General features: G+C 72.9%; 24 protein-coding genes and 1 pseudogene. 14 read left to right on the forward strand and 11 right to left on the reverse strand.

Annotated elements, in window-relative coordinates; genetic code table 11:
- Positions 1-18 precede the first annotated feature (18 nt).
- Positions 19-927: a class I SAM-dependent methyltransferase gene (locus tag IE264_RS32840; protein WP_032759577.1), complete on the forward strand. Its 909-nt coding sequence runs from the start codon at positions 19-21 to the stop codon at positions 925-927.
- A 34-nt stretch (positions 928-961) separates the two neighbouring features.
- Here IE264_RS32840 and IE264_RS32845 read toward each other — a convergent pair whose 3' ends face one another.
- Together IE264_RS32845 and IE264_RS32850 are read right to left on the reverse strand one after the other, a co-directional pair.
- Positions 962-1,966, reverse strand: a complete 1,005-nt coding sequence (locus IE264_RS32845; protein WP_032759578.1) for a MerR family transcriptional regulator — start codon at positions 1,964-1,966, stop codon at positions 962-964.
- 3 nt (positions 1,967-1,969) lie between these two features.
- On the reverse strand, positions 1,970-2,641 hold the full coding sequence (locus IE264_RS32850) for a HEAT repeat domain-containing protein (protein WP_032759579.1): 672 nt from the start codon (positions 2,639-2,641) through the stop codon (positions 1,970-1,972).
- A gap of 229 nt (positions 2,642-2,870) precedes the next feature.
- Here IE264_RS32850 and IE264_RS32855 point away from each other — a divergent pair, with 229 nt between their 5' ends.
- From IE264_RS32855 to IE264_RS32875, 5 genes are all read left to right on the forward strand, one after another.
- Positions 2,871-4,796 carry an HtaA domain-containing protein gene (locus IE264_RS32855; protein WP_032759580.1) on the forward strand — a complete coding sequence of 642 codons (1,926 nt, stop codon included), beginning with the start codon at positions 2,871-2,873 and terminating at the stop codon, positions 4,794-4,796.
- A 310-nt stretch (positions 4,797-5,106) separates the two neighbouring features.
- Positions 5,107-6,357 carry a polyprenyl synthetase family protein gene (locus IE264_RS32860; protein ID WP_032759581.1) on the forward strand — a complete coding sequence of 417 codons (1,251 nt, stop codon included), beginning with the start codon at positions 5,107-5,109 and terminating at the stop codon, positions 6,355-6,357.
- Entirely contained in the window at positions 6,354-7,871 is a 1,518-nt protein-coding gene (locus IE264_RS32865) for a phytoene desaturase (RefSeq protein ID WP_032759582.1), read from the forward strand. Before IE264_RS32860 ends, IE264_RS32865 begins: the two co-directional genes overlap by 4 nt.
- The gene (locus IE264_RS32870; RefSeq protein WP_032759583.1) at positions 7,868-8,902 is read left to right on the forward strand and encodes a phytoene/squalene synthase family protein; all 1,035 of its coding nucleotides are present in this window, start codon (positions 7,868-7,870) and stop codon (positions 8,900-8,902) included. The genes IE264_RS32865 and IE264_RS32870 overlap by 4 nt, the downstream gene beginning before the upstream one ends.
- A complete protein-coding gene (locus tag IE264_RS32875; protein ID WP_032759584.1) occupies positions 8,899-9,921 on the forward strand; it encodes a Rieske (2Fe-2S) protein in 1,023 nt (340 codons plus the stop codon). The genes IE264_RS32870 and IE264_RS32875 overlap by 4 nt, the downstream gene beginning before the upstream one ends.
- 42 nt (positions 9,922-9,963) lie before the next feature.
- Here the strand turns inward: IE264_RS32875 and IE264_RS32880 are convergent, their stop codons facing one another.
- From IE264_RS32880 to IE264_RS32895, 4 genes are all read right to left on the reverse strand, one after another.
- Positions 9,964-11,526, reverse strand: coding sequence for an FAD-dependent oxidoreductase (locus IE264_RS32880; RefSeq protein WP_032759585.1), 1,563 nt, complete (start codon positions 11,524-11,526; stop codon positions 9,964-9,966).
- A complete protein-coding gene (locus IE264_RS32885) occupies positions 11,523-12,236 on the reverse strand; it encodes a class I SAM-dependent methyltransferase (RefSeq protein ID WP_015606407.1) in 714 nt (237 codons plus the stop codon). Before IE264_RS32885 ends, IE264_RS32880 begins: the two co-directional genes overlap by 4 nt.
- A complete protein-coding gene (locus IE264_RS32890) occupies positions 12,233-13,462 on the reverse strand; it encodes a lycopene cyclase family protein (protein WP_032759586.1) in 1,230 nt (409 codons plus the stop codon). Before IE264_RS32890 ends, IE264_RS32885 begins: the two co-directional genes overlap by 4 nt.
- A 115-nt stretch (positions 13,463-13,577) precedes the next feature.
- Complete coding sequence (locus IE264_RS32895) at positions 13,578-14,012, reverse strand: hypothetical protein (RefSeq protein ID WP_032759587.1); 435 nt, start codon at positions 14,010-14,012, stop codon at positions 13,578-13,580.
- Between the two features lie 188 nt (positions 14,013-14,200).
- Between IE264_RS32895 and IE264_RS32900 the strand changes: the two genes are divergently transcribed.
- Positions 14,201-14,683 carry a helix-turn-helix domain-containing protein gene (locus tag IE264_RS32900; protein WP_015606410.1) on the forward strand — a complete coding sequence of 161 codons (483 nt, stop codon included), beginning with the start codon at positions 14,201-14,203 and terminating at the stop codon, positions 14,681-14,683.
- Entirely contained in the window at positions 14,676-15,038 is a 363-nt protein-coding gene (locus tag IE264_RS32905) for a DUF4180 domain-containing protein (protein WP_015606411.1), read from the forward strand. The genes IE264_RS32900 and IE264_RS32905 overlap by 8 nt, the downstream gene beginning before the upstream one ends.
- Before the next feature lie 175 nt (positions 15,039-15,213).
- On the opposite strand, the gene IE264_RS38200 is transcribed toward IE264_RS32905, so the two are convergent.
- The 3 genes and pseudogenes from IE264_RS38200 to IE264_RS32915 all read right to left on the reverse strand — a co-directional run bounded on the left by IE264_RS38200 (position 15,214) and on the right by IE264_RS32915 (position 16,544).
- The gene (locus IE264_RS38200) at positions 15,214-15,357 is read right to left on the reverse strand and encodes a hypothetical protein (protein WP_229887878.1); all 144 of its coding nucleotides are present in this window, start codon (positions 15,355-15,357) and stop codon (positions 15,214-15,216) included.
- 31 nt (positions 15,358-15,388) lie between these two features.
- Positions 15,389-15,448, reverse strand: a pseudogene (locus tag IE264_RS38600) (hypothetical protein); the annotation flags it as partial.
- A 112-nt stretch (positions 15,449-15,560) separates the two neighbouring features.
- Positions 15,561-16,544, reverse strand: coding sequence for a sporulation protein (locus IE264_RS32915; RefSeq protein ID WP_015606412.1), 984 nt, complete (start codon positions 16,542-16,544; stop codon positions 15,561-15,563).
- Positions 16,545-16,798: 254 nt separating this feature from the next.
- Between IE264_RS32915 and IE264_RS32920 the strand changes: the two genes are divergently transcribed.
- The 6 genes from IE264_RS32920 to IE264_RS32945 all read left to right on the forward strand — a co-directional run bounded on the left by IE264_RS32920 (position 16,799) and on the right by IE264_RS32945 (position 21,664).
- Positions 16,799-18,136: a hemolysin family protein gene (locus IE264_RS32920; RefSeq protein WP_015606413.1), complete on the forward strand. Its 1,338-nt coding sequence runs from the start codon at positions 16,799-16,801 to the stop codon at positions 18,134-18,136.
- Entirely contained in the window at positions 18,133-19,149 is a 1,017-nt protein-coding gene (locus IE264_RS32925) for a hemolysin family protein (protein WP_015606414.1), read from the forward strand. The genes IE264_RS32920 and IE264_RS32925 overlap by 4 nt, the downstream gene beginning before the upstream one ends.
- Positions 19,150-19,294: 145 nt before the next feature.
- Complete coding sequence (locus tag IE264_RS32930) at positions 19,295-19,915, forward strand: L-threonylcarbamoyladenylate synthase (protein WP_032759588.1); 621 nt, start codon at positions 19,295-19,297, stop codon at positions 19,913-19,915.
- A 102-nt stretch (positions 19,916-20,017) separates the two neighbouring features.
- Positions 20,018-20,632 carry a helix-turn-helix domain-containing protein gene (locus IE264_RS38760; RefSeq protein ID WP_032759589.1) on the forward strand — a complete coding sequence of 205 codons (615 nt, stop codon included), beginning with the start codon at positions 20,018-20,020 and terminating at the stop codon, positions 20,630-20,632.
- 71 nt (positions 20,633-20,703) lie between these two features.
- On the forward strand, positions 20,704-21,324 hold the full coding sequence (locus IE264_RS32940; RefSeq protein ID WP_032759590.1) for a hypothetical protein: 621 nt from the start codon (positions 20,704-20,706) through the stop codon (positions 21,322-21,324).
- Between the two features lie 115 nt (positions 21,325-21,439).
- On the forward strand, positions 21,440-21,664 hold the full coding sequence (locus IE264_RS32945) for a hypothetical protein (RefSeq protein WP_015606418.1): 225 nt from the start codon (positions 21,440-21,442) through the stop codon (positions 21,662-21,664).
- Positions 21,665-21,689: 25 nt separating this feature from the next.
- Here the strand turns inward: IE264_RS32945 and IE264_RS32950 are convergent, their stop codons facing one another.
- Positions 21,690-22,220 carry an AAA family ATPase gene (locus IE264_RS32950; RefSeq protein WP_032759591.1) on the reverse strand — a complete coding sequence of 177 codons (531 nt, stop codon included), beginning with the start codon at positions 22,218-22,220 and terminating at the stop codon, positions 21,690-21,692.
- The gene (locus tag IE264_RS32955) at positions 22,210-23,940 is read right to left on the reverse strand and encodes an ABC-F family ATP-binding cassette domain-containing protein (RefSeq protein WP_051821993.1); all 1,731 of its coding nucleotides are present in this window, start codon (positions 23,938-23,940) and stop codon (positions 22,210-22,212) included. Before IE264_RS32955 ends, IE264_RS32950 begins: the two co-directional genes overlap by 11 nt.
- Positions 23,941-24,223 lie beyond the last annotated feature (283 nt).

Consider the following 24,223-nt stretch of genomic DNA (forward strand, 5'->3'; position numbering starts at 1 on the left):
CGCACCGAAGGAGTGCACATGGTCGACACAGCGCACCGGAACACCGGTGTGGAAGGTGTGGCAGGAGGGGTCGGCGTGACGGCTCTTCTGGTCGCCGCTGCGCGGGCGATCGAGACCCACCGCCCCGACAGCCTGGCCAGGGACGTCTTCGCGGAGCACTTCGTGCTCGCCGCACCGGCGTCCGCGGGCTGGCCGATCCATCCGCGACAGGTCCCGGAAGGGGACGCGGACCCGCTGTGGGGACGGTTCGCACGCTACTTCGGGCTGCGGACGCGGGTCCTGGACGACTTCCTCCTGCAGTCGGTGCACGCGGGGGGCGCCCGCCAAGTGGTCCTTCTCGGGGCGGGGCTGGATTCGCGGGCGTTCCGGCTCGACTGGCCCCCCGGCTGCGTGATCTTCGAGATCGACAGGGAGGAGGTGCTGGCGTTCAAGCACCAGGTCCTCGACGGCCTTTCGGCCGCGCCGAAGGCGGCCAGGGTGCCGGTCCCGATGGATCTGCGCGCCGACTGGGCCGGCGCCCTGCCCGGCGCCGGCTTCGACCCGGCCGCGCCGAGCGTCTGGCTGGTGGAGGGGCTGCTGTTCTATCTGCCGCCCGCCGCCGAGACCTACCTCATCGATACGGTGGACCGGCTGAGCACGGCGGGAAGCGCGCTGGCCTTCGAGGTCAAGCTCGACAAGGACCTGCTGGAGTACCGCGACAGCCCGCTCTACACGGCGACGAAGCACCAGATCGGCATCGACCTGCTGGACCTGTTCGACCGGGAGCCCCGGCCCGACTCGGCGGGGAACCTGACGGACAAGGGCTGGTCCACCTCGGTCCACACGCCCTTCGACTTCACCCGCCGGCACCGGCGCGGCCCGCTGCCCGAGCAGAACGACGCGCTGGCAGGCAACCGATGGGTGTTCGCGGACAAGCCACGGCCGTAGACACGGGCCGGGTACCGGGGTCCGGTGGGATCCGTCAACGTCCGGCGCGCAGCTGAAGGAGGTAGGTGGCGGTCAGCGCGACGGCTCTCTCAGCGTCGTGCGACAGCTCCACGAGGGCGCGTGACGCGGTCGTCCCCGGTACGCCCGCCAGCGCCTGGGTCAGCCGCCCCCGGGCCGGCGCTCCGGTGGTGTCGTGGGCGAGGCGGTCCACGAGCCGGGCCGCGATCCGGTCGGCCGCCGCGGTGTCGCTCGCCAGCACGCTGAGGGCGTCGGCCGCTTCGGTGTCGTTCCTTCCCTCCGCGATCATGTCGATGAGCGTCGGTACGGCGTCGGCATCGCCGCGTGCCCCGAGTTCCAGAGCCGCGTATCCGCCGACCACGGGATCGGGGTGCGCGAGGGCGTCCCGCAGATGCCCGGTGGCCTCGTCACCGGGCATCTCGGCAAGGGACCGGACGGCGCGTTCCCGCACCGCGGCCACCGGTGAGCCGATGCCCTCCGCCAGCAGGGCCTGGCCACCGTCGCCCGAGCGTGCCAGCGCCCATCGGAGGGCGCCCGCGACATGGGGGTCCGTCTCGCCGAGTACCGCCTCGACCAGGGCTTCCACCGGCAGCGGTGGATCGTCGGCCGAGGAGAGGGCCGCGCGCTGGCGGGCGTCGGCGCTCGGCGATCCCAGTGCCTGGAGGAGCGTCACGACGTGGAGGGCGTCCTCCCAGCCGGCGGGATCGGCGGCATGGATCCGGCTCAGCCGTGTGAGCAGTTCGGTCTCCGCCGCGATACGTTCGCGCGTCCGGCCGATGAGGTCGCCGACGAGCGACGAGGGAGTGAAGCCGGGATCGTCGAGCGCGCGTCCGACCTCGCGCAGCGACAGCCCCAGTGCCCGTAGGCTCTCGATGTGGAAGATCCGCCGGATGTCCTGCGCGGAGTACTCCCGGTAGCCGGAGCCTGTACGGCCCGAAGGGCGCACCAGGCCGAGCGACTCGTAGTGCCGGAGCATGCGGGCGCTGACCCCGGACCGCCGCGCCACCTCACCGATCAGCACGCCTCATCGTCCCTCCTGGCCGGACCCGCCGAGCGCCACGACGCGCTTCGCCTCCTCGACGGCGTACGTGAATCCGGCGTCCGGGTCGCGCAGCAGCCGCTGGGTGGCGAGCGCGTGCGCGCGGATGTGCGGGTCCGGGGCCTTCTCCGCACGGAGCAGGGCCGGCACCATCACCTCCCCCAGTGCGACCAGCGCCTGGCTGAGGCTCAGTTGCGTCTCCCGCCCCCCGCGCCCGAGCTGCGTCGCCAGCACCGTGGCCAGCGCGGGCTCCTGGCCCTCCGGCACGAGGACGACGGCGGCCCGCCAGGCGCTCCGCGCCACCTCGTCGTCGGCGTCGGTCAGCAGCTCCCGGGTGATCGCAGGCCACACCTGCCGGTCCCCGGTCTTGGAGAGCGTGTGCAGTGCCTGACTCCGTGCCTGCGCCCGCCCCGAGCGGAGTTCGCGGAGCAGGGCGGGGAGCGTCAGGGAGACCGGGTGGCGGGTGAGCGCCCAGGTCAGCATGTCCCTGACGAAGAACTCGGGCTCGGTCGCACACCGTTCGACGAGCCGGTCGACATAGCGCGGGTCGGGCGTCGTCCCGATGGCCAGAGCGGCCCGCAGCCGTACGGAGGAGCGGTCGTCCTCCAGCGCCTCGAGCGCTCGCACCACTTCCGTGTCCTGTCCTGCGACCGTCATGACGATCACCTCCTCGGTCAGCAGTGAAGGCCCTGTCACGGTGTCAAGGTCAAGCGGGAACGAGCGTCGGACACCCGACGATGACATTTAGGTAAGCCTCACCTAATATGACGATGTCGTCTTCGGGTCCCCACACAAGAAGCCGGTATCCCCTCTTCTTTGTCATTCGTCCGAGCACGGCTGCCCCACCGGCTGTGCCGCGCCCTCCCCCGAAGGAGACATGCAGCGCATGTCCATGCCCCGCCGCGGCCGCCTGGCCGCTCTCGCCGCCCTGACCGTCGTCTCCATGGGCACCGGCGTCCTCGCCGTTCCCGCCTCCGCCGCCCCGAGCGCCCTCGTCGCCGCACAGGCCCAGCAGCCCGGGAACACGTCGGCGGCCGCCCCGATCCTGGTGGCCGGCGGGTCCTCCTGGGGCTTCAAGGAGTCCTGGGTCCGCTATGTGACGTCCATGGGCGGCTCGGTGAACGTGGCCGGCGGCGCCACCAAGGACGCGGCCGGGCTGATCGGTTACCCCGTCAAGCACGGTTCGGTGGACGCGGCCAAGCGCTCCGCCGATGTGCGCTTCGGCGGTTCGGTCACCTACGCGGTGCCCGAGCACGGCATCACCGCCATCACCCTCGCCAACCCCCGGGTCGTCCTCAAGAACGGCCAGGGCACGCTCCACGTGGACGTGACGACCGATCTGGTCGCCGGTCAGGCCCCGGTCACGACGGCCGGTGTGCCGCTCGCCACGCTGCAGGCGTCCGCCGGTGCCCTGAACGGGAACGCCCTCGACTGGACCGGCATAGCCACCGCCCTCACCAGCCAGGGTGCGGACATCTTCGCCTTCCAGGGCCGGCCCATGTACCCGGTCGGCACGGCGCTGGACCCCCTCGCCATCGGCGGCCGCGTCAGCGTCCCCACGCTGACGGTCAGCCAGGTCACCGGGCTGGGTGCCGAGACCGAGGTCACGGTCGTCGGCTCGGGCTACCAGCCCGGCCGCGGGGTGTACCTGGCGCAGTCCATCGCCCTGCCCGGCACCACGTACCCCAGCGTCTACGGCAACGCGGCCTGGGTCCGCCAGGTCGGCGCCGACGGAACCTTCACCGTGACGGCGAAGCTCACCGAGACGTTCACCTCCGGCGGCACCACCGTCGACTGCCGTACGACCGCCTGCTTCGTCACCACCTTCAACTCGCACGACGGCAGCGACCCGACCTGGATGCCCTCGCGCGCCCAGGACGTCGCCCAGCCGCTCAGTTTCGGCACCGCCGTCCCGGCCGCCGTCGTGACCCGGCAGCCCACCGCTCGTACCGCCCGCTCGGGCGCCGACGCCGTCTTCACCGCCGACGCGACCGGCTACGACTCGGTCCGCTGGGAGCGCAGCACCGACGCCGGCAAGAACTGGAGCGCCGTCTCCGGGGCCACCTCCACCACTCTTACGGTGAAGGCGAGCGCCGCGCTCAACGCGCACCGCTACCGCGCCGTGTTCGTCAACGCGTCCGGCGAGACCGCCACCTCGGCCGCCGTGCTCACCGTCTCCGCCGTGCCCGCCCGGATCGTCTCCTTCAACGCCTCCCCCGAGCCGGTCGGCAAGGGCGGCAAGCTGAAGGCGGCCGGCACGCTCCAGACCGTAGGCGCCACGGACAACACCTGGCGTCCGTTGGCCAAGACGTCCGTCGTGATCGAGTTCCAGGCGAAGGGCAGCAAGACCTGGAGCCGGGCCGCCGCGGTCACCACCAGCAGCAAGGGCGTCTTCTCGGCCTCGGTCACCGCCAAGGCGGACGGCACCTGGCGCGCCCGTTACGCGGGCACCGCCGACCGTGCCGCCGCCGTCAGCGGCGCCGACTACGTGGACGTCAAGCTGCGGACCTCCGTCTCCGGCTTCAACGCCTCCCCGGAGCCGGTCCGCAAGGGCCGCACCATCACGGCCAAGGGCACCCTGCGGAGCCTGGACGGGAGCTGGAAGAACACCTCCGGCCAGTCCGTGAACATCCTGTTCCAGGCCAAGGGCTCCAAGAAGTGGACCAAGCTGGCCACCGTGCGCACGAACGGCAAGGGCGTCTTCAGCAAGGGCTTCACCGCCAAGAAGGACGGCACCTGGAAGGCCGAGTTCAAGGCCACGTCCGCCCGTCTGGGGACGACCAGCTCCGGCGACTACGTCGACGTACGCTGACCGTCGTCGGCCCGTACCCCTTCACCGGACGGCCGGTCACCGCAGGCAACTCGCCCGCAGGTGACCGGCCGTCCGGCCGTGTACCCGCTCCCCCGCGCCCGTAGGCCGAACGGGCGGGCCGACCGTTTCCGGGGCTCCGCTCCGGGTGTTTCTGCGCCGGGAGCGTGCCGCTGCCGTGATCGTCTCTGACCACCGTCTCCCTCCCTGTGCGGCCCGCCCACCCGATCAGTCCTGAGGAACCGCATCCGGACGGGGTACGAGTGCGGAAGGAGTGACGAATGGTTCGCCCCCCTGAGCGGAAGGACGTGAGATGGCCCGTATCCAGGCCGTGGAACACTCCTTCGCCGCCTGCCCGCTCCCGGTGGGCCCCGGCCCGTCGGGAGCGGAAGCCGGTGCCGTCGACGCGGACGTGGCCGGCGCCGTCCTGCGTACCGCACGGGCGGTTCTCGCGGAGCGGGTCGCCCAGGCGGCGGAGATCGACGCCTCGTTCGCCGGGGACCTGGCCGGGCGGGTCGCCGACTTCACGCTGGACGGGGGCAAGCGGATGCGTCCCCGGCTCCTGTGGTGGGGGATGCGCACCTGCGGTGGGGCGGATGCCGGGTCCACCGCCGCCGCACTGCGGCTGGGGGTGGCGCTGGAGCTCATCCAGACGTGCGCGCTGATCCACGACGACGTGATGGACCGCTCGCGGCTGCGGCGGGGGAAGCCGGCCGTGCACATCGGCCTCGCCACCCGGGCCGGTCTCTCCCCGGACTCGGAGCGGGGCTCCGCGTTCGGTACGTCCGCCGCCGTGCTGGCCGGGGACCTCGCGCTGGTCTGGGCCGACGACACCGTTACGGAGACGGCGCTGCCCGCCCACGTACGACACCGGATCCGGACCATCTGGCGCTCCATGCGGACCGAGATGGTCGCCGGGCAGTACCTGGACCTGCACGGCCAGGCCACCGGAGGCTCCTCGGCGGCGCGGGCGATACGGACCGCCTGCCTCAAGAGCGCCCTGTACTCCGTCGAACGGCCCCTGGCGATCGGGGCCGCACTGGCCGAGGCCGACGAGCGCACCACCGCCGCGCTGCGCTCGGCCGGGCGGTGCGCGGGCATCGCCTTCCAGCTCCGGGACGACCTGCTCGGGGTCTTCGGCGACCCGGCTAACACCGGAAAGCCGTCCTGCGACGACATCCGCGAGGGCAAGCCCACCTTTCTCCTCGCCGTCGCCCGTACGCGGGCCGAAGCGGCGGGCGACGACAGGGCGCTGGCCGTCCTCGGCCACGCCGTGGGCAATCCCGACGTCACCGAGGACGGACTCGCGGACGTACGCGGTGTCTTCGAGAGCACGGGGGCGCGCGCCCATGTGGAGCGCAAGGCGGAGCGCCTCCGCGACCATGCCGTACGCCGTCTGGGTGAGGCCGTCGATGTGGACGCGCACGGTGGCCGGCAGCTGCTCGGCCTGCTGCGCACGGTCTCCGGAGACAGCTCCGGGGACTCCCCCGACGACACCCGCGGGCACGAGCGCCGGGCGGCGGACCGGGACCTGAGCGCGGCCGAAGGAGGACATGTCCGGTGATCACGGTGAAGGGGCCCGTCGACCATGTGGTGGTGGTCGGTGCCGGTCTTGCGGGGCTGGCCGCGACGCTCCATCTGCTCGGCGCGGGCCGCCGGGTCACGGTCGTCGAGCGGGACTCCGGGCCCGGGGGCCGGGCCGGGCTGCTGGAGTCGGGCGGCTACCGCATCGACACCGGTCCGACCGTGCTGACCATGCCGGATCTGGTGGAGGAGGCCTTCGCCGCGGTCGGGGACCGGCTGGCCGACCGGCTGGAGCTGATCCCGCTGGACCCGGCCTACCGGGCCAGGTTCGCCGACGGGACCCAGCTCGACGTGCACACCGACGGGGCCGCGATGGAGGCCGCCGTCGAGCAGTTCGCGGGGGCCCGGCAGGCGGTGGGCTACCGGCGGCTGCGCAGGTGGCTGGAGCGCCTCTACCGCGTACAGATGCGCCGCTTCATCGACGCCAACTTCGACTCGCCGCTCCAGCTCGCCCACCCCGATCTCGCGCGGCTCGCCGCCCTCGGCGGTTTCGGCCGGCTCGACGCGCGGATCGGGCACTTCGTCTCGGACGAACGGCTGCGCAGGGTCTTCTCGTTCCAGGCGCTCTACGCGGGCGTCCCGCCGGCCCGGGCGCTCGCCGCGTACGCCGTCATCGCCTACATGGACACGATCGCCGGGGTGTACTTCCCCAAGGGCGGCATGCACGCGCTCCCGCGTGCGCTGGCGGACTCGGCCGCCGAGGCGGGCGCCGCCTTCCGCTACGGACAGACCGTGACCCGGCTGGAGCGTTCGGGTGACCGCGTCACCGCGGTCGTCACCGACCAGGAGCGCATCCCCTGCGACGCGGTGGTCCTCACCCCCGATCTGCCCATCGCCTACCGACTGCTCGGCCGCGCCCCCCACCGGCCGCTCCCTCTGCGCCACTCACCCTCTGCGGTGATCCTGCACGCGGGCACGGACCGCACCTGGCCGGATCTGGCGCACCACACCATCTCGTTCGGCGCGGCCTGGAAGAGCACCTTCCGCGAACTCACCCGCGCCGGGGAGCTGATGTCGGACCCCTCGCTCCTCATCACCCGGCCCACCGCGACCGACCCCACGCTCGCCCCGCCCGGCAAGCACCTCCACTACGTGCTGGCGCCCTGCCCGAACACCGAGGTCGGGCCGGGCGTACGGGAGTGGCGGGAGCTGGGGCCCCGCTACCGGGACGAGCTGCTCGCCGAGCTGGAGCGCCGTGAGATGCCCGGCCTCGGCGCGGCGATCGAGGAGGAGGGGCTGGTCACTCCGGTCGACTGGACCGCCCAGGGGCATGCGGCGGGCACCCCCTTCTCCGTGGCCCACACGTTCCCCCAGACCGGGCCCTTCCGCCCGCGCAACCTGGTGCGCGGCACGGTCAACGCCGTCCTCGCGGGGTGCGGCACCACGCCCGGTGTCGGCGTGCCGACCGTCCTGATCTCCGGGAAGCTGGCGGCGGAGAGGATCACCGGCCCCCGTCCCGTCCCTCGTCCCGTCCGGAGAGGCACCACCGCATGACCGTCCGTGAACTCGACGCCGCAGGCATCCACGAACCCGCCCTCCGCGCGGCGTACACCCACTGCCGGGGGCTCAACGCGCGCCACGGCAAGACGTACTTCCTCGCGACCCGGCTGCTTCCCGTCGACCGGCGCCCGGCCGTCCACGCCCTGTACGGCTTCGCCCGCTGGGCCGACGACATCGTGGACGATCTCGACTCCTCGGCCACCCCCGGGGAGCGGGCCCACGCGCTGCTCGCCCTGGAGGCCCAGCTGGAGGCGGGGCTGCGGCGGGAGAGGGCCACCGAGCCGGTGATCCGGGCGCTCGCCGACACGGCACGGCGGTACGGCATCGACCGCCGCCACTTCACCGACTTCCTGGCCTCCATGCGCAGCGATCTGACGGTCGGCGGGTACGCCTCGTACGAGGAGCTCGGCCGGTACATGCACGGGTCGGCCGCGGTGATCGGCCTTCAGATGCTGCCGGTGCTCGGGACGGTGGGACCGCGTGAGCAGGCCGCTCCGCACGCGGCCGCGCTCGGCGTCGCCTTCCAGCTCACCAACTTCCTGCGGGACGTGGGTGAGGACCTGGACCGGGGCAGGCTGTATCTGCCGGCCGAGCTGCTGGCCGCGCACGGGGTGGACCGGGAGCGGTTCGAGTGGAGCCGGAGCACGGGGGCGCGGGACACACGGATCACCGATGTCCTGCGAGCCGCAGCGGCCCACAACCGGGCCGTCTACCGGGACGCCCTGCCCGGGATCGCGATGCTCGCCCCAGTGTCGCGGCCCTGCATCCGTACGGCGTTCGTGCTGTACAGCGGCATCCTCGACGCGATCGAGGCCGACGGGTACGCCGTCCTGCACCGCCGGGCGGTCGTGCCGCGCCGACGGCGGGCCGCCGTGGCGCTGGACGGGCTGGTGCGGGCGGTCGCCGTGCGCGCGGCGAGTCGGAGTGGCCGGGAGGAGCCGGTCGCGGGGCCCTGCGACGCCGCCCCGTCGTCCCGGCCCCGGGTGGCCGGCGCCCCCGCGCCCGTACGGGAGGAGGCCGTATGAGTCCGGCACCGGGACGGCCCAGCCGTGTTCCGTTGCGCCTGCGGCGCGCGCCCGTCCCCTGGGAGAGGCAGGCGCCGACGTGGCGGGAGGCGAAACCGGGGCTGATCGCGGAGGCCCTGAAGCGGGCGCAGAGCCGGCCGTCCGGCAACTGGTACGTCATCGGCGCCGCCCGGGACCTTCCTCCCGGACGGACGCTCGGGGTCACGGTCGGCTCCACCGAGGTGGTGGCATGGCGGGACGCCGGGGGGAGGCTCCGCACCGGCCCGGGGGCCTGCCCGCACCTCGGGGCGCCGCTGCGCGACAGCCCCGTCCGCTGCGGCACCCTGGTCTGCCACTGGCACGGACTGGCCCTGGACGGGGAGCCGTTCGCCGGGTGGGAGCCCTACCCGGCCTTCGACGACGGGGTCCTCCTCTGGGTGCGGCTCGACCGGGTGGGGGGCGAGACCCCTTCGGAGCGGCCCTACGTTCCGGCCCGGCCCCGCGTCCGGGACGCCGTGGAGGCGGTCTACGCGGGCGTCGGCCGCTGCGAGCCGGAGGACGTGGTGGCCAACCGCCTCGATCCGTGGCACGGGGCGTGGTTCCACCCGTACTCCTTCGTGGACCTGACCGTGACCGGAACGCCCGCCGACTCCACGGCGGACGGCCCGGCGGAGGACGACGGGTTCACCGTCGACGTGTCCTTCAAGGTGGCCGGACGGCTGGTGGTGCCGGTCCGGGCGCGGTTCACGGCGCCCGAGCCCCGTACCGTCGTCATGCACATCATCGAGGGCGAGGGCGCGGGGTCCGTGGTGGAGACGCACGCCACCCCTCTCGCTCCGGACGGGCGGGGGCGGCCCCGAACCGCTGTGACGGAGGCGCTGGTCGCCGCGTCGGACCGCCGCGGATTCGCCGTGGCCCGGGCGGCCGCGCCGCTGCTGCGGCCTCTCATGCGTGCTTCGGCGGGCCGGTTGTGGCGGGACGACCTGGCGTACGCGGAGCGGCGCTGGGAGCTCCGCGACAGCGGGCGGTTCCCGGGCTGACCGGGGACGGGCCACCGCACCCGCCCCCTCGCGGCCCGTCCGTCAGCCGTCCCCCAGCGCGGCGAGCCGGCGCAGAACGGCGGAGCGGCCCGCGCGTGGCACGGTCCAGAGCGTCTGCCCGCGTACGCCCCACCGTTCCAGCAGGGCGTTCGCGGCGAGGAATCCGCTGGTGGCGGCGCGTTCCATCAGCGCCACAGGGAGCCCGGTGCGGACCATGTCCCCGGCGACCGTGACGGCGGGGTCGGGGGTGCGCACGCCCGGCCGGTCCCGGTAGCCGCCCACGGGGAACATCGGGCAGTCCGCCCGCCATTCGTGGCGTTCGTCGATGATGCGGGCGCTGAGCGTCTCCGGGTAGATCCGGTGCAGTTGGCGCAGCACCTCGGCCTGCACGGCTCCCCGGTCCGCGTCCGGTGCGACGGCGTACGCGTGCAGTTCGACGACCGAGCCCCTGGTGCGCCGGGCCCAGCGCGCGGCCTCGCCCTCCCAGCGGTCCAGGACGCTCACGTTGTCCAGGGGCCCGTAGCCGCTGGTGCCGAGGAAGCCGGGACGGTCGTACGCCACCGGCCGGTCGAGCCAGAGCCGGGAGACCAGGAACGGCGGGGCGGTGCGCAGCCGGTCGATCCTGGCCCGCCAGTCGGCGTCGCCCAGCTCCGGGGAGGCGGCGACGACCCGGCGCAGGCCGCCGCTGTCGAGGGCGAGGACGAGGGCGTCGTACCGGGTGGTGCGGTCGTCGGTGGTGAGGTCGAGCCCGCCGTCGGGCCGGGGCCGCACCTGCCGGACCGGTGTCCGTGTCCGTACGTCGGTGCCGTGGCCTTCCAGGTAGCCGTGGAGGGGGTCCCACAGGGCGGTGGGGAACGGCTCGTCGGGGACGTCGAAGAGCAGGCCCTCGCTGGAGCCGAGGAAGTAGATGTGGAACATCAGCACCAGTTCCGCCGCCGACAGTTCGCGCGGATCGGCGAAGAAGCTGCGCGAGAACACCTCGAAGGCCAGGTGGTGGGCGGCTTCGGGGAAGCGGATGCGGGTGAGGAAGTCATGGGCGCTGACGCCGTCGAGCCGGTCGTAGACCTCGGGCACGCGTACGTCCAGCAGCGGCAGGGCGGCTCGCGGGTTCATCCGGGCCAGGTCCCGCAGGCCGAACGTGGGGCTGAGTGCGACGAATCCAATGGCGCTGAGGGGCGGGGTGCGCGGCACCCGGGCGAAGCTGTCGTGGAGGCCGGAGCTGTGGCGCAGGGGGTAGTCGGGCAGCCGGGTCAGCGAGTCGAGCCCCGGGTCGACGCGGCGCAGCAGGCCGCGCAGGTTGTAGTACTGCCGGAAGAAGGCGTGGAAGCCTCGGCTCATGGTGACGGTGGTGCCGTCGGCGAGTTCGGTGGGCCGGCCGGAAAGCCGTCCGCCCAGGCTCGGTTCGCTCTCGTGGAGGGTGACGCGTACGCCGCGCTCGGCCAGCAGGGTGGCGGCCGCGAGCCCGGCGATGCCGCCGCCGACGACCGCCGCGGTGGGGGCGGCCTCTCCGGTGAACCGGGCGCGGCCGTCCGGGGCGGGCACCACGGCCGCCCGGCGGTCGCGTCCGTGCCGGTGGCCCGTGCCCGGGGAGCGGAGGAACGTCATGACCGCTCCCCCACGCCGACGAAGGTGTGGGTGATCCCGGTCTGCCAGCCGGGCAGTGGGAGGACGCGTACGTCGCGGAAGCCGGCCCGGCGCAGACGGCCGGCGAACGCGGGGGCCGTGTCGAACTCGATGACACTGCGCCGGAGATGGCGGTAGAGCCCGTCGTCCCCGGCGAGCCGTCCGGCGGGCTGGATGACCGTGGCGCAGACCGTGTTCCACACGGCCCGGTGGACGGGGGATCCGCCGAGCGTGTACTCGTGCACGGCGAGGCGGCCGCCCGGGGCGAGGAGACCGCGTACCAGGTCGAGGGCCTTGTCGGGGTCGGCGAGGTTGCGGAAGAGGTAGCCGGCGAACACCGCGTCGAAGGAGCCGGGTCGCAGCCGCCCGGCCAGCTCCTCGACCGGGGCGTGCAAGAAGTCGACGCCCTCCGGCCAGCTCTTGGCCGCCGCGCGGTCCAGCATGCCCGCGGAGGCGTCGACGCCGGTGATCCGGGCGTGGGGGGCGGCGGCGAGGAGCGCGGCCGTGGAGGCTCCCGTACCGCATCCCAGGTCGAGTACGCGCAGTCCGCGTCCGCCGTCCGGAAGACCCAGTCGGCGGGCGCTGCGGCGCAGATGGGCGTGGTAGCCGGGGCTCGCCGCGACGAGGCGGTCGTAGGCGGCGGAGCCGTGGTCGAAGGCTGCAGACAGTGCGTCGCCGCGCAACAGGGTCATGGGGTGCTCTCTTGGTGGCCGGTCGGTGGGGGTGGGAACGGGGGCGGTTCGCGTCGCGCCGTGAAGGGGAGTTCGACGACGGTCCGCAGCATGGGGACGACCGGTGTCCGCAGGCCGATCAGCAGGTCCTCGTGGATCTGCGAGCTGCCGTCGAGGAAGCGGAGCAGCCGCTCGGCGGGAACACCGCGGAAGAGGCGGGTGAAGAAGTCGGCGCCGTCCACCCGGCCGCTGTCCAGCGCCCGCAGCATGACCGCGTCCATCGCGCGCGGCCGGGCTCCGTACGGTGGCGGCATGCGCGGCGGCCGTCCGGCGCGCAGCCGGGCGGCGACGGTCCGGCTCTGCCGCTGCACGGCCGCGAAGGTGTAGCCGGTGGAGGGACGGGTCGCGCCTCCGGCCGTGCCGATGCGGTACACCGAACGGCCCGCGCGGTGCGGGAAGGGGCCGTCCGTCATGGGGATGATGCCGCGCTCCTGTGCGGTGACCCGGAACTCCCCGAGTTCCAGGACCTCTTGGGTGTAGTGGTGCAGGGCGTTCAGATAGCCGCCGGTCTCCAGCGGGGCGGGCGAGAACTCGGTGTACTCGACCAGGGCGGTGTGCGGGTCGAGCGGCAGGACGTAGCCGAACGAGAGCCCGCGCGCGGGCTGCGGTGTGCGGAAGTCCATCAGGTCCGCGGTCGTCGGGTCGAAGACCGGGCGCTCGGTGCGGACGAACCAGCCCATGAAGTGCTGGAGCAGGGTGGTGCGGGCGGGCGGCAGGCGGCGGGGCGGGCGGGAGTCGAAGACATGGCGGCCGCGTACGACGACGGGTTCGCCCCGTGCGTCATGGGCGAGGACTTCGCCGCCGCCGTCCGGTGCGTCCCGTACGGCGGTCACCGTCGCCTCGATACGGCGGAAGGCCCCTGCGGCGGACAGCCGGTGGCCGACCAGGGCTTCGAAGGCGTCCGACCGCAGCATCTTGTAGCGGAAGGGGGACGAGCGGGCCACCGTGGCCGCCCCGTCGGCCGCCCGCACCCGCAGCTGCGGCCAGGAGGCGGCAAGGGCCGAGTCGTAGGGGCCACCCGGCGGCTCCCAGAAGCACCATGTGCGCGGCGGCGCCCTCAAGGGCCCCGGCGGGGCGTCGACGAGAACGACCGACAGCGGTACGGCGCCGCCCGGCGCGCACAGGTGGTACGCCAGGCTCAGGCCGGCCGCTCCGGCGCCCACGATGACGACGTCGGGGTCGGGCACGGATTCCCTCTCGGTTGGACGGGTACGGATCCTTCCGGCTGGACCGGTACCGAATCCTTCCGCACCGGGGGGCCGGACGGATGCGTGCGACGCGCCCGTATCCCGCCGCAACCGGCTAGTTCGCGGTGTGGTCGGGATGGCCCCGGGTGCGCCGGGCCTCCTTCATCTCGGCCTCGTACAGGTGGTCACGGCCCTCGGCGAGCCGGCCCCGGATCTCCTGCTCGGCCGTCCGGAACACCTCGTAGTACGTGGAGTTGTACTCCTCGACGATCTGGAAGGTCCAGTGCCCGGGGATGACGTTGCGGCCGAGGATCTCCCGCTCGACACGGTCGGCATGCGCACCGTGTCCGGCCTCGCGGAGCAGCCGTACCGCGTCGTCGAGGGCGAGGTCGGCGCTGCCGGTGAGCTGGTGGAACGTGTAGAGGGCGCCGCGGGCCCGTTCGGTGGTCTCCAGCGCCTTCGAGAGCGCGCCGAGAGCCTCGACGGTCGTATCGGTGACTCCTTCCGGGCGCTGGTGCCGTGGGTCGGGAGGCCGGTTTTCCGCGTTCATGGATCTCCTGGTCGACTGGTCGGCTTCGACGTCCGGGCAGCGGGTTCCCTCCCCACCTTCCTCGTCCGGGGCTCATCACACCTGCCGTGAGCTCCACACGGACGAAGAGGCACTGCAGCCTTCTCCATCACACCTCATCACTCCTTATCATTCCCTTCAGAGGGTATTTTGGAGTAGTCTTCAGCCCCATGGAGAGTGGGGAACGTGAGCTGTATTCGATCGGCGAGGTGGCCGAACGGCTGGGTCTGCATGTGCGGACCGTCCGGAACTATGTGCGCGACGGGCGGCTCAAAGCCGTCCGGATCGGCAAGCAGTACCGGATCAGCCGGGCGGACTTCGAGGCGCTGACCAGCCGCTCGGCCGCCGGTGCGCCTTCCGTCCCCGATGCGGGACGGGGGCATGTGGAGGTGTCGAGCATCGTGCAGATCGACGCGATCGGCCCCGACGCCGCGCACCGGCTGAGCACCTTCGTCACCGCGAGCGCGCAGTCCCCCCGGGACACGCCGGACCCCCTGCGCGTCCAGACGGTCCACGACAGGGAGAGAGCCCGGATGAAGATCGTGATTCTCGGCGGCGCCGAGGCCACCGCCGAGCTGCTACAGCTGATCGACGGTGTGCTCGGCCCGGAGAACGGCATGCTCGACGGCGGGCAGGAGGCCCACCGTGCCTGACCTGCTCGTGGAACACCATGGCGTACCCGTGCTGGCCTGCTCCGGCGAAGGACCCGCGATCGCCACCGTGCAGGACGCGCTCGACCATCTGATCGGGCCCGCCTTCCAGGGCGCCGAGGTGGTCGCGGTCCCGGCGGAGCGGCTGGACGACCGCTTCTTCGACCTGAGCACCGGGGTCGCCGGTGAGATCCTCCAGAAGTTCTCCAACTACCGGCTCCGGCTGGTCGTCGTCGGGGACATCGCGCGCCATCTGGCGGCGAGCGCGGCCCTGCCCGACCTGGTCCGCGAGGCCAACCGGGGCCGGGACATCTGGTTCGTGGCCGATCTGGACGACCTGGCCGCCCGCCTGGCCTAGGCGGGGCCCGCCATGACGCAAAGGTTCATGGCGCGAAGGCGCGCCGCACCGCGCGGGCGCGTGCGGTGCGGCGCCGGTCGTGTTCGGCCGCCGGAACCTCCGGGTCGACAAGACGCCCGCGCTGGTGATCTGTCCGGCCGGCGCTTTCAGGGCTGTCGCGCCGCCGCCGTATCGATCAGGCAGAGCGTGCCGAGTCCGCCTTGTCCGCCGTCCTGGTGAACTGGACCACCTCGGCGCCGAGGTGGTGGGCGATCTTCAGCGCGATATGGCCGGGCCCTCCCATGCCCACGATGCCGACGGTCGCAGGGCGGGCGGACACCGCAGGAATCGATGATGTTGCCGATCGCCACCTGGTCGCCGACCCGGAACCCGGTCACCGCGCTGCTCACGGCGGTGATCTCGCCGGTCATCTCGTGCCCGGGGACGAGCGGGAAGACGCTCCCCGCAACTTCGCCCCGCGAGCCGGCCCGGCGCGGCCCGGCGTCCGTGAAGAGAGCCGTCCGCGCCGGGCCACGCAGGGGGTCACTCCCCCTCGTCGCCCTCCCCGCCGTCGTCGTCGCCCTCGAAGGCGTCGCCGATCTCGTCGATCACCTCGGCTGCGACCATTCCCCCGACGACACCGACGGCGGCCCCTGCCGCGACTCCCGCCACCACCGCCCCGGTTCCGGGGCCCGAGCGGTGGTGCTCGTCGTGGTGGCCGCCCTGCGCGTACGGGTACGGCGCGGCGTGGGCAGCGTGGGCGCCGATCACCTGCTCCAGCCAGGAGTCCACCTCGGCGTTGCGCTCGGCCTGCGTCACCGTGTGGTGCGAGGTCGTGAAGCGGTGCACGGTGTCGTGGCTCCCGGAGAAGAGCCCGGCCCGCTTGTCCGCCTCGATCACGACCTCCAGGCCGCCGGGCGAGGCGAGGAACGTCACCTCGATCTCGTTCACCGCGTGAGCCCGGCCGGCGGGCGGCACGATCTCGATCTCCTGGTAGCAGGGCAGCTGCTGACCGGTCCCCCGGATGTGGCCGAGCTCCAGATCGGCCGACTTGAAGCCGTATCCGAGCTGCCCGAACGCCTCCAGGATCGCCTCCTGGGCGGGCAGCGGGGCCACCGCGAGGGGGTCGAGGTCGCTCTTGTCCCGCGCCCCGGCGACCGCCAGCTCCGTCCGGATCCCGAGAACGGGACCGAGGGGCTGGCCGTGGAGCTCCGTGACCGGGGTCTCCCAGGGCAGGGTGACGGTGAACGGCAGGGTGTGCTCGGCTTCCTCCGCGAGGCGGAACCCGCCGCCGACGGTGAACCGTTCGAGGACGACCGTCCCTTCGTGCTCCTCGTCCTGGCCTTCCGCCTCGACCCGGGCGACCAGGAGGAGGGTGACCTGTTCGACCGTCACCTCGCTTCCGCCGCCGCGCAGCCGGACCTCACCGGAGAGCGGGCCGCCGGGGAGGCCGGGGGCGGGCTGCAGAACGGTGTCGACCGAGGGGCCGCCGACCCCGAGGGCTCCGAGCAACTTCTTGAACACCATGTCCGGCGTCCACTCCTTCTTCGATTTCTTCGATCAATGCAAACACCTCTCTACCCAGCCGGCCCGCGCTGTGATGCGCACCACTCCCCATTGCTTTGCGGTCCCTTTACTATCAACAGGGCGGGTTTCCACCCGCCGTCAACGTCGAGCCCGACGACCGAACAGAGAAGGAGCTGCGGTACCGCAATGGGTGAGCCTCCCAGTACGAACCGTGTCATCCCTGCCCCGGCACACCAGGGGACGGAGGTGACACGGTGAGCGAAGTACTCCTGCTCCTTCTCGCCCTCGGTCTGACTCTGGCGTGCGCGGTGTTCGTCGCGGCCGAGTTCTCGCTGACCACCATCGAGCGCAGCGAGCTCGAACGGGCCGCGCAGGCCGGTGAGCGCGGAGCCGAAAGCGCGCTCAAGGCCGCCAAGCGGCTCACGTTCCAGTTGTCCGGCGCCCAGCTCGGCATCACCGTGACCTCCCTGGTCATCGGCATGCTGGCCGAGCCGTCCCTCGCCGTGCTGCTGCGCTCCCCGCTGGAGGCCGTCGGCCTCCCGTCGGGTGCTGTGTCCACGGTCGCGACCCTGCTCGGGGTGGCGCTGTCCACCGTCGTCCTCATGGTCATCGGTGAACTCGTCCCGAAGAACTGGGCGATCTCCAATCCGCTCGCCGTCGCCAAGGTCGTGTCCGGCCCGCAGCGCGCGTTCACGGCCTGCTTCGCCCCGCTGATCCGCCACCTCAACAACACGGCGAACCGTGCCGTGCGCCGGTTCGGCCTGGAACCGGCCGAGGAGCTGGCCTCGGCCCGTACGCCCCAGGAGCTCATCGCCCTCGCCCAGCACTCGGCCCGCGAGGGCGCCATCGAGCAGGACTCCGCGGAGCTCTTCGTCCGCACCCTGCACCTGGCGGAGCTGTCCGCCGAGAACGTGATGACGCCCCGGGTGGACGTGCGGGCCCTGGAGGCCCACGCCACCGCGGCCGATGCCGCCAACCTCACGCTGGCCACCGGGCTGTCCCGCTTCCCGGTCTACCGCGACAGCCTGGACCAGGTCATCGGTACGGTCCACATCCGTGACGTCCTGGCCCTGGACGAGTCCGAGCGGGCCCGGACCCCGGTCACCTCGCTGGCCACCGAGCCCCTCCTCGTACCGGATTCGCTGCCCGTGGACCGGCTGCTCGCGCAGATGCGCCGGCACCGGACCATGGCGGTCGTCATCGACGAGTACGGCGGTACGGCGGGGGTCGCCACCGTCGAGGACATCGTCGAGGAGGTCGTCGGAGAGGTCCGCGACGAGCACGACCCGCACGAGCGCCCCGACCTGGCACCGGTCGAGCCGCTCGGCGACGGCCGCCCCGTCTGGGAGGCCGAGGGCAGCATCCGACTGGACCAGCTCGGCCGGATCGGGTTCCCCGCGCCGGAGGGTCCGTACGAGACGCTCGCCGGTCTCCTCGCCAACCAGCTCGCCCGCATCCCCGTCCGCACGGACCGGGTCGACATCGGCGGCTGGCAGTTCGACGTGCTCGACATCGAGCACCACCGGGCCGACCGGGTGCGGATCACCGCGCCGGTCCCGGCCCTGACCCTCGTGGAGGAGGACGCCCGATGACCACCGTTCAGCTTCTCATCGGCGCGCTCACGCTCCTCACGAACGCGTTCTTCGTCGGCGCGGAGTTCGCCCTGATCTCCGTGCGCCGCAGCCAGATCGAGCCGCAGGCCAGGAGCGGCAGCCGCCGGGCGAAGAGCACCCTGTGGGGCATCGAGCACCTGTCGGCCGCCATGGCCACCGCACAGCTCGGCATCACCATCTCCTCCCTGGTACTGGGCGCCGTCGCCGAACCGGCCATCGCGCATCTGCTGGAGCCGCCGTTCGACGCGATCGGTGTCCCCGAGGCGCTGGTCCACCCGATCGCCTTCGTCATCGCGCTGACCCTGGCGACCTATCTCCACATGCTCATCGGCGAGATGATCCCGAAGAACGTCGCGCTCGCGGCGCCCGTCGCGACGGCTCTGGCGCTGGGCCCGTCCCTGGTGGCCCTGACCCGGGCGCTGCGCCCGGTCATCTTCGGTATCAACGCGTTCGCCAACATGCTGCTGCGGCTGCTGAAGGTCGATCCCAAGGACGAGATCGCCTCGGTCTTCACCGACGACCAACTGGTCCGCCTGGTGAAGGACTCCAGCGATGCCGGTCTCCTGGCCCCGGCCGACGGCGAACGGCTGCAGGACGCCCTGGAGCTGGGTACCCGCCCGGTCGGCGAGGTGATGGTCCCGCTGAACCGGACCGTCACCGTCGACCTGGGCATCACCCCGCAGCAGCTGGAGCGGGCTGCGGTCGCCTCGGGCTTCTCCCGGCTCCCGGTGACCGGGCCCGACGACGGGCTGCTGGGCTATCTGCACATCAAGGACGCCCTCGGGGTCGCCGAGCGCACCAAGCCGCTGCCCACGAGCGCGATCCACCCCGTCATCCGGGTCGAGATCGACACACCGCTCGACGACACCCTCACCGCGATGCGCGCCGCCGGTACGCACCTCGCCGCCGTGGCCGGCGGCAAGGGGACGGTCATCGGCTTCGTGACGATGGAGGACGTCCTGGAGGAGCTGGTCGGACCCGCCGTGGTCTGACGGGCCCCGAAGGGGTTTCCCAGCACAGTTCCACAGCGCGGTTCCACAGCACGGGAGGAGGGCGGTCCGGCACATGCCGGGCCGCCCTCCTCCTCGTGGCACCCGCTGTCCGGACGGGCCGCCTCCGAGCACGTAAGCTCGGCGGATGGCCAAGTACTTCGACGTGCACCCCGAGAATCCCCAGCCGCGCACCATCAGCACGGTGGTCGACAGCATCCGTTCCGGTGCGCTCGTCGCGTATCCGACCGACTCCTGTTACGCGCTGGGCTGTCAACTGGGCAACCGCGACGGCATCGCCCGGATCCGGTCGATCCGCAATCTCGACGACCGCCACCACTTCACGCTGGTGTGCCACGACTTCGCGCAGCTGGCGCAGTTCGTCCGTGTCGACAACGACGTGTTCCGCGCGGTCAAGGCGGCCACGCCCGGCAGCTACACCTTTATCCTCCCGGCGACGAAGGAAGTCCCCCGCCAGCTGCTGCACCCGAAGAAGAAGACGGTCGGCGTGCGCATCCCTGGCCATGTGGTGACCCAGGCGCTCGTCGCCGAGCTGGGCGAACCGCTGCTCTCCAGCACCCTGCTGCTGCCGGACGAGGCGGAGCCGCTGACGCAGGGCTGGGAGATCAAGGAGCGGCTCGACCACGAGGTGGACGCCGTCATCGACTCGGGCGACTGCGGCACCGAGCCGACCACGGTCATCGACTTCTCCGGCGACGAGCCCGAGATCGTACGCCGTGGAGCCGGGGACCCGTCCCGCTTCGAGTAGGCCGTACGGCGTCGGGGCCCGGCGAAGAGCCCGGCGCTGGTCCTTCCGGGTGAACCTGACTGAATGTCAGAAATGATCCGGACAACGGATTGTCCTACTGGCATGACTGCATCCACAACGCCCCGGACCTCCGTACGGACCTCCCGCAGGACGGTTTGCGCTCTGCCCTGCCCCGCCGAACGCAGAAGGCTGCGCGAGGCCTGGGGCCTGAGCACCGGTCAGCTCGCGGCCGCCTTCGGCATCACCCCGGCGACCGTCCGGTCCTGGGAGAGCGGCCGCACCTCCCCGACCGGACGGCGCCGGGTGGCGTACGCACGCTTCCTGCTGGGCCTCTCCCTCACCCAGCAGCTGCCGGACACCGGCGGCCGGGACGGCACACGGGCAACCGAGCGGGCCTTCGGGCGGGGCCCGGCTGTGCCGGAGCCGCGCGGGAGCCGGAGCCCCGCCGTGCCGGTCTCCCCGCCGCATGCGCCCGAGGCCGTCCGGCACGCCACTCCGGCCGCCGGACGTGCGGCGCACACCACCCCGGCCGCCGGACAAGCGGCGCACACCACCCCGCCTGCCGGACGCCCGGCGCACACCTTTCCGCCTCGGGTGCGCCGGAGCGCCGACCGGGTGTCCGCCGGGCGGCGCAGACGGCTGCGGTACGCGGTCTGTGCCTGGGGGGCCTGGGCGCTCGCCCTGTACGTGCTGTTCACCATGCCCGCCGCCGGCTGACCACGACGCGCCGGTAGCCGGTTCCCGCTCCCCCGCCCCCCATCGCCCGCGGTGGGGGGAGACTGGCGGACATGACAGGTGAGCGTCTGCGGTTCGACGGCTGGATCGCCGGTGTGGGGACCTCCTCGGGCACCCGGCTGGTGGTCGGGCACTGGCCGCGTTCGCCGTTCGGGGCGTTCAGCGATGTCATGGTCGAGCATCCCGACGGCGAGCGGGTCCTGCTGGCGCCCTCCCGCCGGATCGCGGATTTCGTCGCCGCCACCTACCGCTTCGACCGGATCGAGGTGGTCCCGGTGGCCGTCACCGTCTCCGGGGCCACCTGGCGCGTCGAGGCGGGGGCGCTGCACCTGCGGCTGCGGGCCGGACGCCGGTCCGCCCTCGGTCTGCTGCTGTCCGCCGTACCGGCCCCGCTGGTCCGCAGCCCCCTCTGGGCCGCGCTGTGCGATGTTCCGGCCCGGTTGCTGATGCCGGGCGTACGCACCCTGGGCCGCGCGGGTCCGGGACGGCGGGAGTGGTACGGGGCACGGGATCTGCGGCCGGTCCTGGCCGCCGATGCCGTACTGGACGGGGTGAGCCTGGGCCGGCTCGCCCCGCTCGATCCGCCCGTCGCCTTCGGGTTCGGCTCGGCCCCGCGCACCCCCTCCCTGGTGCGCGTCACCACAACGGTGGAAATCGGGCTCGCCGGGCGGTGAGGGGCTCCCCCCGGCCCCCGGGCGGGGCGCGGCCGTTCCCGGGCCGTCTTCGGCCTCCCTGCGGGGCGGGCCGGCCGGGGATGCGCGGGGGCGGGGCGCGTCGCAGGGTGGACCCATGGCAAATCCCCCGATCGTCATCCACCGGCCGACCCCCTCGGGCGGCCGCCGGGTGACCGTTCACTACGAAGGCCGGGACGAGATACTCGGGCTGGCCCACAGCGACCACGACGTGATCGTGTTCCTGAGCGAGGCCGGCCTCGAAGAGCCGGACCGGATCCTCGACAACCCGGTCTGGGTGGAGTGGCGGGGCGGGCGGGCCCACCGCTACGAAGCGGCCTGAGGGGCCGCCTCCCCCGCACGCCGGGTCACTCGCGCAGGCCGGCGAGGATGGCCGAAACCGTCTCCTCGGGTGTCTGGGCGGACGTGTCCAGCCAGAGGCCGATACGGGGCGTCCCGCTCCGCAGATACGCGTCGAACGCCTCGACGGTCCACTCGCCGTACCCCGTCTTCCCGCGCGCTTCCTCCCGCTCGCGCACGGTCTCCGGCGCGGGGGCGAGCACGACGACGTGGAGCGGACGGGTGCGGATTCTGCCGACGTAACGGGGCAGGTCCTCCCCGAGGACGATGTCCTGGACGACGGCCGTCCATCCGTCGTCCGCGTAGGCGTCGGCCACCTGCGCGGAGATCCGTTGCCGCAGGTCGAGCTGGCTCCGCGCCTCCTCCGGCCCGTCGGGGGTCATCTCCGCACGGCCCGAGACGATCATGCGGCGGAAGACGTCTCCGCGTACATGGACCGCTCGCGGCAGGCTCTCCGCCAGGAGCTGGGCGACGGTGGACTTCCCCGCGGCCATCACCCCGGTGATCAGTACGACACAGGGGCCGAGGTCAGCGCCCATCCCCATCTCCTCCTTCTGCCTCCGCACGGCTCGGGCGCGTGTTCCACCCGGCGGCCCAAGACGTGGAGTCCGGGCTGCCGAACAGTTCACGGACCTCCTCGGCGTCGCTCTCCCGCAGCTCGTCATCGAGAAGGATCCAGCGGGTGATGCCCACCGATTCCAGGAACGGAAGGTCGTGGCTGGCGATGACGAGGGCGCCCTCGTAGGACTCCAGAGCGCTCGTCAGCTGCCGCACACTGGCCAGGTCGAGGTTGTTCGTCGGCTCGTCCAGCAGGAGCAGCTGCGGGGCGGGCGCGGCGAGCATCGTCGCCGCGAGCGCGGCCCGGAAGCGTTCGCCGCCGGAGAGGGTGCCCGCCGGCTGCTCCGCGCGGGCGCCCTTGAAGAGGAACCGGGCGAGCTGGGAGCGGATCTGGTTGTCGGTGGTGCCGGGGGCCGTGCGGGCGACGTTCTCGGCGACGCTCAAGGTGTCGTCGAGGACGTCGAGCCGCTGCGGAAGGAACTTCAGCGGCACGGACGCCGTGGCCTCGCCGGAGCTCGGTGTGAGCTCCCCGGTGAGGGTGCGGAGCAGGGTCGTCTTGCCCGCGCCGTTGCGGCCGACCAGGGCGATGCGTTCGGGTCCCTTCACTTGGAGGCTGCCCTCGCGCAGCCGCCCGTAGGGCAGGCTCAGCTCGCGTACGGTCAGGACGGTCCGGCCGGCGGGTACGGCGGTGTGGGGCAGGCTCACCTTGATCTCGGCGTCCCGGCGGACGGCTTCGGCGGCTTCCTCCCGGCGCTCGCGGGCCTCGTCGAGGCGGTCCTCGTGCAGCCCGCGCAGCCGGTCCCCGGACTCCTGGGCCGAGCGCTTGCGTTCCCCCGCGACGATGCGCGGGGCCTTCCGCTGGCCGTCCAGCTTCTTGTCGTGGCGCTGGCGGCGGGCCACCTTGGTCCGGGTCTCCTCCAGCTCGCGCTGCTGGCGCCGTACGTCGGCCTCGGCGGAGCGCAGCATCCGCCCGGCGGCCTCCTGCTGGGTGGCGAGGGCCTCCTGATAGGCGGACCAGCCGCCCCCGTACCAGCTCACCGAACCCGATCGCAGCTCGGCGATACGGTCGACCCGCTCCAGCAGGTCCCGGTCGTGGCTGACGACGATCAGGATGCCGGTGCGCCAGGAGTCGACGGCGTCGTAGAGCCTGCGGCGGGCGAACAGGTCCAGGTTGTTGGTCGGCTCGTCGAGGAGCAGGACGTCGGGGCGTTCGAGCAGCAGCGCGGCCAGACGCAGCAGGACGGTCTCCCCGCCGGACAGCTGCCCGACGGTGCGGTCCAGTTCGACGGAGCCCAGGCCGAGGGAGCCGAGGGTAGCCAGGGCGCGTTCTTCCACGTCCCAGTCGTCGCCGACCGTCTCGAAGTACTCCTCCCGTACGTCTCCGGACTCGATGGCGCGCAGGGCGGCCCGCCGCTCGGCGATGCCGAGGGCCCCGTCGACGCGCAGGGCGGTGTCCAGGGTGATGTTCTGGGGCAGGTAGGCGAGGTTCCCGCCCACGGTGACAGACCCCTCCGAGGGGCGCAGGTGTCCGGCGAGCAGACGCAGCAGGGTCGACTTGCCGGTGCCGTTGGCGCCGACCAGGCCGGTGCGGCCGCGGGGGACGGTGAGGGAGAGCCCGTCGAAGAGGCTCGTGCCGTCGGGCCACCGGAAGGTGAGGTGGGAGGCGGCCACGGAGGCGCTGGGCGCGGTGGGATGGCTCATGGTGGGTTCTCGCAGTCGGAAGCGGGGGAACAGGGGGGCTTCGTATGCGAACAGCACGCGGCGACCCGGCCGCAAGGCCGAAGAGTGGTGGGGAAAGCAGTCCTGCGAAGGTGAGGGACGGCTCAGCACCGAGGTCGCATCCACGCGGAAGCCACGGGCGGCAGACATGCCGACAACGTCGTGACCGTGTACGGGCCAGGGCCGTACCGCGCGATGATCGCGGACCTCAGATGCGCAACGTCCACCTCTATCGGAGACAACAGGACGTGATCAGCGTAGCGGA

This window comes from Streptomyces microflavus (genome assembly GCF_014650075.1).
Classification (GTDB): Bacteria; Actinomycetota; Actinomycetes; order Streptomycetales; family Streptomycetaceae; genus Streptomyces; species Streptomyces microflavus.